General features: G+C 67.0%; 8 protein-coding genes. All 8 read left to right on the top strand.

Features of this window, described 5'->3' with window-relative positions:
• Nucleotides 1–136 precede the first annotated feature (136 nt).
• The 8 genes from B2527_RS11685 to B2527_RS11650 all read left to right on the top strand — a co-directional run bounded on the left by B2527_RS11685 (nt 137) and on the right by B2527_RS11650 (nt 11,387).
• On the top strand, nt 137–1,471 hold the full coding sequence (locus B2527_RS11685) for a TldD/PmbA family protein (RefSeq protein WP_293712415.1): 1,335 nt from the start codon (nt 137–139) through the stop codon (nt 1,469–1,471).
• A gap of 168 nt (nt 1,472–1,639) precedes the next feature.
• Nucleotides 1,640–2,341, top strand: coding sequence for a DUF4159 domain-containing protein (locus B2527_RS11680; protein WP_293712417.1), 702 nt, complete (start codon nt 1,640–1,642; stop codon nt 2,339–2,341).
• A 16-nt stretch (nt 2,342–2,357) separates the two neighbouring features.
• Nucleotides 2,358–3,353 (top strand): AAA family ATPase, encoded by a 996-nt coding sequence (locus B2527_RS11675; RefSeq protein WP_293712413.1) that lies wholly within the window; start codon nt 2,358–2,360, stop codon nt 3,351–3,353.
• Between the two features lie 17 nt (nt 3,354–3,370).
• Complete coding sequence (locus B2527_RS11670; protein WP_293712411.1) at nt 3,371–4,273, top strand: DUF58 domain-containing protein; 903 nt, start codon at nt 3,371–3,373, stop codon at nt 4,271–4,273.
• On the top strand, nt 4,270–5,418 hold the full coding sequence (locus B2527_RS11665; RefSeq protein ID WP_293712409.1) for a BatA domain-containing protein: 1,149 nt from the start codon (nt 4,270–4,272) through the stop codon (nt 5,416–5,418). The genes B2527_RS11670 and B2527_RS11665 overlap by 4 nt, the downstream gene beginning before the upstream one ends.
• Nucleotides 5,415–7,556 carry a hypothetical protein gene (locus B2527_RS11660; protein ID WP_293712406.1) on the top strand — a complete coding sequence of 714 codons (2,142 nt, stop codon included), beginning with the start codon at nt 5,415–5,417 and terminating at the stop codon, nt 7,554–7,556. The genes B2527_RS11665 and B2527_RS11660 overlap by 4 nt, the downstream gene beginning before the upstream one ends.
• On the top strand, nt 7,556–9,280 hold the full coding sequence (locus tag B2527_RS11655; RefSeq protein ID WP_293712404.1) for a carboxypeptidase regulatory-like domain-containing protein: 1,725 nt from the start codon (nt 7,556–7,558) through the stop codon (nt 9,278–9,280). Before B2527_RS11660 ends, B2527_RS11655 begins: the two co-directional genes overlap by 1 nt.
• A 160-nt stretch (nt 9,281–9,440) precedes the next feature.
• Nucleotides 9,441–11,387, top strand: a complete 1,947-nt coding sequence (locus B2527_RS11650) for an N-acetylmuramoyl-L-alanine amidase (protein WP_293712402.1) — start codon at nt 9,441–9,443, stop codon at nt 11,385–11,387.
• Nucleotides 11,388–11,640 lie beyond the last annotated feature (253 nt).

Raw genomic sequence — 11,640 nt, 5'->3', positions numbered from 1 at the left:
TCGTTCTTCGACGGCAAGGGCCAGCCGGGCCAGGTCTCGGCCGTGTCGCATGGCTCGTCCACCGCCCGTTTCGACGGCATCAACGTCATCAATACCGCGCGCAGCCTCGGCTGATCGTCAAGGAGCTTCGAGAACCATGAGCATCTTCACCGAACAGGAAGCCAAGGCCATCCTGGACAAGGTCATCGCGCTGTCCAAGGCCGATGAATGCACCGCCACGCTGGCCGGCTCGGTCGATGGCAACATCCGTTTCGCGCTGAACAACGTCTCCACCAGCGGCATCGTCAGCAATGCCGAACTGGCCGTGCAGGTGGCCTTCGGCAAGCGCGTGGGCACCGCCTCGATCAACGAGTTCGATGACGCCTCGCTGGAGCGCGTGGTCCGCCGCGCCGAGGACCTTGCGAAGCTGGCACCGGAGAACCCCGAGTTCGTGCCGGCCATCGGCAAGCAGCAGTACACCGCCAGCCCGACCTTCAGCGCGTCCACCGCCGCGATCGACCCGGAGTTCCGCGCCAAGGTGGCGGCCGACTCGATCGCCCCGTGCCGCGGCCATGGTCTGGTCGCCGCCGGCTTCCTGGAGGACGGCAACGGCTTCGTCGCCATCGCCAACAGCAACGGCAACTTCGGCTACCAGAAGAGCACCAACTTCAACTACACCTGCACCGTGCGCACCGAGGACGGCCGCGGTTCGGGCTGGGTGGGCCGCAACCTGAAGGACGCATCGGACTTCAGGGCCGACCAGGACATCGAGATCGCCAAGCGCAAGGCCACCGAATCGGCCGAGGCCAAGGCGCTGGAGCCGGGCAAGTACACGGTGATCCTGGAGCCGGCCGCCGCCGCGGGCCTGATCAGCTTCATGATGAATTTCTTCAGCGCCCGCTCGGCCGACGAAGGCCGCAGCTTCCTGTCCAGGAAGGGCGGCGGCAACAAGCTGGGCGAGCAGGTCTACGACCCCAAGGTGAACCTGTACGCCGACCCGTGGCATCCGGAAGCGCCGGTGTTGCCGTGGGATGGCGAGGGCATGGCACGCGAGCGCATGGCCATCATCGAGAACGGCAAGGTCGCCAACCTGGACTACTCGCGCTACTGGGCGCAGAAGCAGGGCAAGACCGCCAGCGCCAATGCCGGCAACCTGCTGATGAGCGGTGGCACCAAGTCGATCGCCGAGCTGGTGCGGGGCACCGAGAAGGGCATCCTGGTCACCCGCACCTGGTACATCCGCATGGTCGACCCGCAGACCGTGCTGCTGACCGGCCTGACCCGTGACGGCACGTTCTACATCGAGAACGGCCAGATCAAGCACCCGGTGAAGAATTTCCGCTTCAACGAATCGCCGGTGATCATGCTCAACAACATCGATGAACTGGGCAAGCCGGTGCGTGTGGCCGGTGATGAGTCCAGCTTCGTGATGATGATTCCGCCGATGAAGCTGCGTGACTTTACCTTCACGTCGTTGTCGGATGCGGTGTAACTGATTTCCCTTCTCCCGCCGGGAGAAGGTGCCCGAAGGGCGGATGAGGGTCGGGCGCGAAGCGCTGCGGTAAGCAACCGCATCAGGCTTCGCCCTTTCCCTCACCCCAACCCCTCGCCCCATGGGAGAGGGGCTTTATTCGAGTCCCCTGCTTTGTCCTCACCCCGTCTGACGCGAGCGCAATTCCTTCACCTGCTGCTGGGCGGCGCGGTGAGCGCTGCGTTGCCGGGCATCGCGCGGGCGCAGGCCAGCCGCTACGACTTCTGGTTCACCCGCCTGCGCTACGACTCCGGTGACTGGGATGTGGACGCGCGCATGCCGTCCAACCTGATCACCTCGCTGGTCGATTACACCACCCTGCGCGTGGACCCCAAGGAACACGTCATCGCCCTGTCCGACCCGAAGATGCTGGCCGCGCCGTTCTGCTACCTGGCCGGGCACAAGCTGGTCGAGTTCAACCCCGAAGAGCGGCGCAACTTCGAGCGCTATGTGCGCAACGGCGGCTTCGTCTTCGTCGATGACTGCAACCACGACATCGACGGCCTGTTCGCCACTTCCTTCGAAGCACAGATGCGCAGCATCTTCGGCGCCAACGCGATGAAGAAGCTGCCCAACACCCACGCCATCTACAACAGCTTCTTCAAGTTCCCCGAGGGCCCACCGGCCACCGGTTTCGAACTCAATGGCTGGGGTGATGACCTGGTCCACGACTACCTCAAGGGCATCGAGATCGATGGCCGGCTGGGCGTGCTCTACAGCAACAAGGATTACGGTTGCGAATGGGACTACGACTGGCGCAACAAACGCTTCCTGGCCGAAGACAACACCAAGTTCGGCGTGAACATCGTGATGTACGCACTGACGCATTGACCCCACAGGTGACCGCATGACTGCCCCCGATCCCAGCCACGATGTCGATTCCCTGCTGCCGCGCCTGAGCGAGCTGCGCAGCGCGCTCGCACAGGCCGTGGTCGGCCAGCACGCCGTTGTCGAACAACTGCTGATCGGCCTGCTGGCCGGCGGCCACTGCCTGCTGGAAGGCGCCCCCGGGCTGGGCAAGACCCTGCTGGTACGCTCGCTCGGGCAGGCACTGGAGCTGCAGTTCCGGCGCGTGCAGTTCACCCCCGATCTGATGCCCAGCGACATCCTCGGCACCGAGCTGCTGGAAGAAGACCATGGCACCGGCAAGCGCGCATTCCGCTTCCAGCAGGGCCCGATCTTCACCAACCTGCTGCTGGCCGACGAACTCAATCGCACCCCGCCCAAGACCCAGGCCGCGCTGCTGGAGGCGATGCAGGAGCGCACCGTCAGCTACGCCGGCACCACCTACGCCCTGCCCTCGCCGTTCTTCGTGCTGGCCACGCAGAACCCGATCGAGCAGGCCGGCACCTATCCGCTGCCGGAGGCCCAGCTCGATCGCTTCCTGCTGCACGTCCGCGTCGACTACCCGAGCGAGGCGGAAGAACGCGACATCCTCGCCCAGACCACCGGCAGCCACAGCGGCGCCGTGCCCAAGGTGATGGACGCTGACGCCGTAAAAGCACTACAGGCCGCCGTGCGTGATGTGCACATCAGCCCCGACCTGCTCAGCTGGATCACCCGTCTGGTGCGCGCCAGCCGCCCCGGCGATGGCGCAACGGCCGAAGTGAACAACTGGATCAAATGGGGCGCCGGCCCGCGCGCCGGCCAATCGCTGGTGCTGGCCGCCAAGGCGCGCGCCCTGTTGCAGGGCCGCTTTGCCGCCACCCGCGAAGATGTGCAGGTCTTGGCTGCACCGGTGATGCGCCATCGCCTGCTGTTGTCCTTCGCCGCCGAGGCCGAGCACAAGAGTGCTGATGACGTGATCGCCGCCCTGCTGCGCGCGGTGCCGTTCCCTGCCTGATCGACACTACGTTCCAAATGGCCGCTCCCACACCACCGCTGATACCCGCCGATGTGCGCAGTCGCCTGCGCAGCCTGCGGCTGTGGCCGCAGCGGGCCAGTGGCAGCCGCGGCATCGGTGCGCATGCCAGCCGCAGCCGTGGTGCCGGGCTGGAGTTCGCGCAGTACCGCGCCTACGAGCCCGGCGACGAACTGCGCCAGATCGACTGGAAACTCTATGCGCGCTCGGACCGTTTCTTCGTGCGCGAATCCGAGCGCGAAAGCCCGGTCACCGTCTGGCTGCTGCTCGACTGCAGCGCCTCGATGGGCCAATCCGACCGCGCACGGCCGGATTGGCAGCGGCTGGATGCGGCCAAGGCAGTGCTGGCCTGCGTGGCCGAGCTGGCCCTGCAGCAAGGCGATGCCTTCGGCCTGATTGCCCTGGGCGATGACAACGTGCAGTTGCTGCCGGCCGGCAATGGCCTGCGCCAGCGCGACCGCCTGCATCTGCAGTTGCATGCGCTGCGTGCGGCGGGGCAATGGCCGCCACAGCAGAAGCTGTCGCCCTTGTGGGAACGCATCGCCAGCAATGATCTGGTGGTGATGATCGGTGATGGCTTTGATGCCGCAGGTGTTGAGCTGGCCGAGCGCCTGGCCAAGGCCGGCCGCGATGTGGTGCACCTGCAGTTGCTGACCGTGGAGGAACGGGATTTCCCATTCGGCGACGGCCACCGCTTCCGCGATCCGGAAACCGGTGACGAGCTGCTCAGCGATGGCGCCGCTGTGCGCGCCGAGTACGTTGCCCGCTTCAGGGAAGCACAGCGCGTACTGGATGCGCGCCTGCAGGCGGCCGGTATCCGCCATGACACCGGCTATCTGGATGAGGCCATCGACGCGCCCCTGCAGCGCCTGTTTGGCCGCCGCGCAGGGAGTGGCGCATGAGTCTGCTGTGGTTGTTCCCGGCGGGCTTCATCGCCTTGGCCGCCTTGCTGCTGCCACTGCTGATCCATCTTGCCCGGCGCAGCGAACAGCGCATCATCGATTTCGCTGCACTGCGCTGGTTGTCGGCCAAACCACGGCCGCGCCGCCGCATCCGCTTTGACGAATGGCCGCTGCTGCTCCTGCGCCTGCTGTTGCTGGCCCTGCTCGCCGTGCTGCTGGCACGGCCGGCACTGACCGGCGTGGCCGACACACAGGCCCGCGTCGCGGTGCTGCCGGGCCTGGACGTCGCCGCCGCGCAAGCGGCCGTGGCTGCAACCGATGCGCAGTGGCTGTGGTTGGCGCCGGGCTTCCCGCGAATCGACAAGAACAGCGCACCAACGCCATCGCAGCCTATCGCCAGCCTGCTGCGTGAGCTGGATGCCAGCCTGCCAGCCGACGCCCCGCTTACCGTGGTGGTGCCCACCGTGCTGGATGGGCTGGATGCACAACGCGTGCAGCTCTCACGCGCGGTGCGCTGGCAGGTAATCGAACAGGCCTCGGCAACGAGCACGGCAACGGTACCGCCAGCACCGCGCCTGCAGATTCGCCATGACGCGGTCGGCAGCCAAGGGCTGCGTTACCTCAACGCGCTGGCCAGCGCCTGGAATGCCGCCAAGCCCGACACCGCAGGCGACGATGCCGCGTTCACCGACACACAGGCACTGCACCTCTGGCTATCGGCCAAGCCATTGCCCGCCAGCGTGCTCGCCGAGCTGCAGGCCGGCAGTCCGCTGCTGGTGGACGCACGCACGCCGGTGCCTGCAGATGCACAACGCACGCCATTGTGGCGCGATGCTGCAGGCACGCTGGTACTGGAACAGATCAGCAGCGCGCAGGGGCAGTGGCTGCGCTGGGCCGCACCGCTGCAGGCCTCCACCCTGCCGGTGTTGCTGGAAGCCGACTTCCCCGCGCAGCTGCGCGCCATCGTGCAGCCGCCAAACACCCCGCGACGCGCCCTGGCGGCGGGCATGCAGCCGCAGGCCGGCGCTGCCGCCTACCCGCAGGCGGCAACCGAACTGAGCCACTGGCTGCTGCTGGCCATCGCCCTGCTGTTCCTGCTTGAGCGTTGGCTGGCCAGCGCACCGCGCCGCCGGGGCCCGCCATGAAGGCGCGCGAGCTGCTGCAGGCGGCACGAAGACGCCGTCTGTTGATCACCCTGGTAGCCGGCCTGCCGGTGGCGCTGGCGGTAGCCACGCTGGTGGCGCGCATGCTTGGGCTGGACGCGGCCTACATCATCGGCACCGGCGCGGCACTGCTGGTCGCCGCCGTTGCGATGTGGCGCGCCCGCCACCTGGATACACGCTGGCTGATCAAACGCCTGAACGAGCATCCGCAGCTGCAGGACAGCGCCGACCTGCTGTTCGCCGCCAGCGATGCACTCAATCCGCTGCAACAACGTCAGCGCCGCCACGTCGAGCAACAACTGCAGCGCGATCCACCGGACCTGCGCCCACGCTGGCCGTGGCGCGCGGTGGTGCTGTGCTGGTTGGTTGCCATACTGCTGACCAGCGCCGCGCTGCTATGGCCACGCGCAGCGGGCATGACCGGCACCGATGCCGGCACCGCAACGACCGAGCACACCGCACATGGCACCGCACCGGTACTGCGGGGCAGCTGGCTGCAGGTCACACCGCCCGCCTATAGCGGCCAGGCCGCAAGCGCGGGCGAAAAACTCGATGCGCGTGCCCTGCAAGGCAGCCAGCTGCAATGGCGCCTGCAGTTTTCGCCACAGCCACAACAGGCATGGCTGCAGTTCCACGATGGCCGACGCGTGGCCCTGCAGCGCAATGGTGACGATTGGCGCGGCAGCCACGTAGTGCAGCGCGCAGGCCTGTACCGCATCCATACACGCCCGGCCATGGCCGAGGCCGGCCGCGCCTATCGGCTGGAGGTGGTGGTGGACCGCCCACCGCAGGTGAAGGTGATCGAGCCGGCACAGACACTCAACCAGGCCGCACCGCGCCAACGCAGCTGGCAGCTGCGCTTCGAGGCCAGCGACGACTTTGGCGTCAACAACACCGCAACGCTGGATATCACCACCGCCAAAGGCACGGGCGAGAACATCAGCTTCCAGCAACGCCAGCTCAGCCTGGGCGGCAGCGGCCCGGCCACGGCGCGACGCTTTGCCTATAGCGCCGATCTGGCTGCGCTTGGGCTGGCGCCGGGCGACGAAGTCGTTGCGCGCCTCACCGTGCGTGACAACCGCAGCCCGCAGCCACAGGAGGCGCGCAGCGCCAGCCTGATCCTGCGCCTGCCCAGCGAGCAGCAGGTGCAGGCCAGCGATCTGGAAGGCGCAATCAAGAAGGTGATGCCGGCCTACTTCCGCAGCCAGCGGCAGATCATCATCGACGCCGAAGCCCTGCTGAAACAACGCGGCAGCCTGGACGCCGACACCTACACCAAGCGCGCCGATGCAATCGGCGTGGACCAGCGCATCCTGCGCCTGCGCTACGGCCAGTTCCTCGGCGAGGAAGCCGAAGGCGGTGCCAAGCCACCACCGACTGGCGACCTGCCGACCGGTGATGCGCCCACCGCCGACAGCCATGCCGATCACACCGACGATGACGGCCACGACCATGGCGGCAGCAACGGCAGCGCGCCGGTATTCGGCAGCGCCACCGACGTGCTGTCCGAGTACGGCCATACCCACGACCACGCCGAAGCCGCCACCCTGCTGGACCCGCAGACCCGCGCCATCCTGAAGTCCGCGCTCGACCAGATGTGGCAGTCCGAGGGCCATCTGCGCCAGGGCCACCCGGATCAGGCGCTGCCCTACGCCTACAAGGCGCTGGGTTTCATCAAGCAGGTGCAGCAGGCCGAACGCATCTACCTGGCGCGCGTAGGCAGCGAACTGCCGCCCATCGACATGGCCCGACGCATGACCGGCAAACGCGATGGCCTGGGCAATCGCGGTGTACAACTGGCGGCACGGCCTGCCGCCGACGGCGTGGTTGCCAGCGCCTGGCAGGCACTGGCCGCGCCCACCCAGGCCGTCGATCTGGATGCACTCACGCGTTGGCTGGACGCCCATCCCGATGCCGTGCCCGATCCGCTGGATGTCGTAGCCGCCATCGATGCATTGCGCCAGCAGCCCGATTGCCAGCGTTGCCGGCAGCAGCTGCGCGACCAGCTGTGGCCGGCATTGCGGCGCGCCGAAGGCCCGCCAGCACGCCGCAACGCCGCCGATGCCGGCGGACGCCGCTACCTTGAAGCACTCGGCATGCCGACGGAGCCCGCCCGATGATGTCCTGGCTGCCCTTGCTGCTGATCGTGCTTGCCGTACTGCTTGGCAGCCTGCGCTTTGCGCTGGCACCACGCCCGTCTGTGCCCCGATTGGCTGCCCTGCTGGTGCTGCAGCTGCTTGCCGCCGTGCTGCTGTATTTCACCCTGCAACCGCCCGCGCGCCCCGGCCATGCCGGCACACTGCTGGTAGCCAGCGCCGGCGCGGATGCCACAACACTGGCTTCCGTGCCTGCCGAGGCCGTTGTACGCCTGCCAGAAGCACCGGCATTGCGCGGCGCAACGCCGGTACCGGACCTGGCAACCGCGTTGCGCCAGCACCCGGGCACGCGCGACGTGGTGATCGTCGGCCAGGGCTTACCCGCACGCGATCGCGATGCGGCCTTGCCGGCGGTGCGCTTCCTGCCGAACGCCGCGCCGCGTGGCCTGGTGGAATTGCAGGCGCCGCCCTTGCTCGCACCGGGTGCCGGCTTCAACGTGCATGCCCGTGTGCAAGGCCTGCCCAGCGCACGCGTGGAACTGCTGGACCCTGCCGGCCATCGCGTCGCCATCGCCGCGCCGGACAAGGTTGGCCGCGTCACGCTCGGCGCCAGTGCGCGCGATGCGGGCGACGTGCTGTTTGCCCTGCGTGTGCTCGATGAGCGCGGCCAGGTGCTGGACCAACTGCCGGTGCCGGTGCGCGTGCGCGCCATCACCGCGCCCACCCTGCGCCTGCTGGCCGGCGCGCCCGGGCCGGAGCTGAAGTACCTCCAGCGCTGGGCCACCGATATTGGCGCCAACGTACAAACCAGCATGCTGGTAGGTGGCGGCCTGCAACTGGGCGATGCACCGGCGGCGCTGGATGCAGCCACGCTTGCACGCCTTGATCTGCTGGTGCTGGACGAGCGTCGGCTTGCGGCCCTGTCTGCCGCGCAGCGCAACGCAATCAGCGCGGCAGTCCGTGCTGGTCTGGGCGTACTGGTGCGCACCAGCGGCGCGCTGGATGGCAATGCACGCCGCGCCCTGCGCGAGTGGGGCCTGCAGGTACGCGGTGGCGACCAGACCCGACCGATAGCCCTGCAAGGTTCCACCAATGAAGGACAGGACGCCACCACGCTCAGCGTCGAGCGCTTCAACATCGACATCAGCAGCCCCGACGTGGTGCCCTTGCTGGTCGCGGCAGACGGCAGCGCGATCGGTGGCTGGCGTGCCCTCGGCCTGGGCCGCGTAGGCCTGCTGCCGATCACCGACAGCTACGCGCTGGTACTGGCCGGGCATGCAGGCGCGCATGCCGAGCTGTGGAATGAGGTGTTGTCAGCCGTGGCAAGGCCAAGCACCAACCCAGCCCCACCGGCGCTGCCGGCCTGGGCATGGAGTGGCGAGCGCATCAGCCTGTGTGGTTTGAAGGCCCCGGTAAGCGTGATTGCCGAAGATAAAAGCCGCACTGCGCTGCTGCCCGATCCCGCAGCCGGTGGCTGTGTTGCCGCCTGGCCACAGCATGCCGGTTGGCACCGCATCGACGCCGCTGGGCAGCAGGAAAGCCTGCTGCTGTTGGACCCCGCCAAGGCTGCGGCCATGCACGCACAGCAGATGCGCGAAGCCACCCTGGCGTTGAGCGGTGGCGTTACGCGTACCGCGCCGCTGCCCATCCCTGGCCCACGTTGGCCGTGGTTATTGGGTTTCGTGATCGTCGCCGCCGCGTTGTGGTGGTTCGAGCGCCGACGCACGGTTCAATCTGCTTCCGCCTGATTTCCACCTGCGCTGCACGCGCACAGCATGCTGCGCAGCTGCGACGCACGTCCACCAAGGGCATGACAGCGATCACTGATTGATGCCGCTCTTCACCCATCGGCAACGTCGCTACGGTAGAAACACGGGTGCAGGGGGTTCCAAGCTAGGGGTCCTACCGATGATGCACCGTCATACCGCCGTGCTGCTGTCTGCCGTCATCACCAGTGCCGTAGTTGTTCCCGCACTTGCCCAAACCGCCATCAAGGCACCGGCCGCCGACACTGAACAGGTGTTGGAAATGCAGTTGAAGATGGAAGAAGCGCGCCTGCTGCCCTTGCGGGCGATGTATGTGCGCTATTTCCAGCAGGCTTACCGCCGCTACCCCAGCATCCCGCGTGGCACGCTGGAATCGCTGGCCTATGTGCAAAGCCGCTGGTCGCCCTTGCAACCCGATACCAGTGACCAGGACCATGCCCACCTGCGCATGCCACCGTCGTGGGGCGTGATGGGCCTGTATGCCGGTGGTGGCTTTGAAGACCAGGTGGGCGAGGCCGCCAAACTGCTGGGCGTTTCCAGCGCCGCGGTGCGCACCGAAGCGGCCACCAACATCCTCGCGGCAGCGGCCTTGCTGGATGCGCAGATCCGTCAGGATCACCCCGATGCAGCCAAGGCCGGCGCGCCGGCGCCGGAAGCCATCCGCGCGGCCCTGATGCGCTATGCCGGCTATGCGCCGCGTGATGCAGGCGTTACCGCGCGCAGCGCGGTCGATGACTATGCGCGCACCAGCTTTGCCTATGACGTGCTGCTGGCCCAGGACCGCGGCGTCAACGACCGTGGCATCGTGGTGCCGGAGCGCGCAATCGCCTGGGAGCAGGCCTTCGATGCGCCGCAGCTGGTCACGCTGCGCGCACCGATGGTGCGGCTGGATGTCAGCAAGGACCGCGTGGAAACCGATGCCTACCAGGTGGACCCGATCAGCGAGACCTTGCAGGCGCGCAGCGCCAGTGCATCGAAGACATCGGCGGCACCCGCACTGGATGCAGGCATCCAGAGCACCGACTATGGCCCTGCGATCTGGAGTGCGGCTTCGGCCTCCAACTACACCGCCTCGCGCTCGGCAGCGGTAAGCGCGGTGACGATACACACCGCCCAGGGCAGCTATGCCGGCACCATTTCCTGGTTCAAGAATGCTTCCGCGCAGGTCAGCGCGCACTACGTGATCCGCTCCTCCGATGGCCAGGTGACGCAGATGGTGCGCAATGCGGATACCGCCTGGCATGTGCGCAACCAGAACAGTTATACGCTGGGCATCGAGCACGAGGGCTATATCGACAACAGCTCGTGGTACACCAATGCCATGTACGAGTCATCGGCAGCATTGGTGCGCAGCTTCTGCAGCACCTACAGCGCGATCAGCTGCACCAGCGCCTACAGCGGCGCGTCCAGCAGCGGCATCAACGTGCTGGCGACCAGCGTCAAGATCAAGGGCCACCAGCATTACAGCGGCCAGACCCATACCGACCCGGGCATCAACTGGAACTGGTCCAAGTATTACGCCCTGTTGAACCCGGGCAGTGGCGGCGGGACCGGTACGGTGACTTATCTGGATCGTTTTGAAAGCACTGTGGGCCATTTCAATACCAGCCCCAGCTATTCGGGCAGCACCACCGGCATCAGCACCGCATCCACTGCAACGCGCGATTGCACCACGCAGAAGAACGGCAGTTGTTCGTTGCGGGTGTTGTTGAAGGACGACACTGCCAGCAGCGCGGCATGGGCGGTGCGGCTGTTGTCAGGCAGCGGCACGCCGGCCAGCAATACCGCGTTGACGCGCAGCAATGGCGTGGTGGGTTTCTGGGTGTGGAGTGGCGGCAGCGGCACATCGGTCGGCTTGGGCATCGACGACAGTGATGGTACCGAGCGTTCGACCAGCAAGGCGATTACGGCCAACACCTGGACCTATGTGTCGTGGTCGTTGAGCGATGCGGCGCAGTGGAATGCCTGGGTGGACGGCAATGGTGCGATCACCGCCAGCAGCGTGAAGCTGGATGCGATATGGCTGTATCACGCCAATACCGCGTATGACGTCAATGTGTATATCGATGACGTGCAGATAAAGAACTGAGTGGGGTAGTTTGGGTAGGTGTGGATCCGGTGTGCCCGGGGTTCCGCGTGAAGAGCCCCGGGCGCGCTGCGCTTACCCGGGGCTACGGTTTGTTGGCTTTGGCAGCTGCTGTTTGCCCTCTCTTCTTCGCTTGCGTTAAGAACAGGCGTTTACGAGCCAACGGCTCGTGACTGTTCGTACGCCTCGCGCGCTACGCGGGGCAGGGGCGCGGGCGAGGTGCTCGAAGAGCCTTCCCCCGCGAAGGCGGGGGGCG

This window comes from Stenotrophomonas sp. UBA7606 (assembly GCF_002477705.1).
Classification (GTDB): Bacteria; Pseudomonadota; Gammaproteobacteria; order Xanthomonadales; family Xanthomonadaceae; genus Stenotrophomonas.
The sequence above is the reverse complement of the archived record's forward strand: the minus strand, read 5'-3'. Positions and strand labels throughout refer to the sequence as shown.

Coding starts and splice junctions, on each gene's coding strand:
- B2527_RS11685 (WP_293712415.1), top strand. CDS start 137: ATGAGCATCTTCACCGAACAGGAAGCCAAGGCCATCCTGGACAAGGTC.
- B2527_RS11675 (WP_293712413.1), top strand. CDS start 2,358: ATGACTGCCCCCGATCCCAGCCACGATGTCGATTCCCTGCTGCCGCGC.
- B2527_RS11670 (WP_293712411.1), top strand. CDS start 3,371: ATGGCCGCTCCCACACCACCGCTGATACCCGCCGATGTGCGCAGTCGC.
- B2527_RS11665 (WP_293712409.1), top strand. CDS start 4,270: ATGAGTCTGCTGTGGTTGTTCCCGGCGGGCTTCATCGCCTTGGCCGCC.
- B2527_RS11660 (WP_293712406.1), top strand. CDS start 5,415: ATGAAGGCGCGCGAGCTGCTGCAGGCGGCACGAAGACGCCGTCTGTTG.
- B2527_RS11655 (WP_293712404.1), top strand. CDS start 7,556: ATGTCCTGGCTGCCCTTGCTGCTGATCGTGCTTGCCGTACTGCTTGGC.
- B2527_RS11650 (WP_293712402.1), top strand. CDS start 9,441: ATGATGCACCGTCATACCGCCGTGCTGCTGTCTGCCGTCATCACCAGT.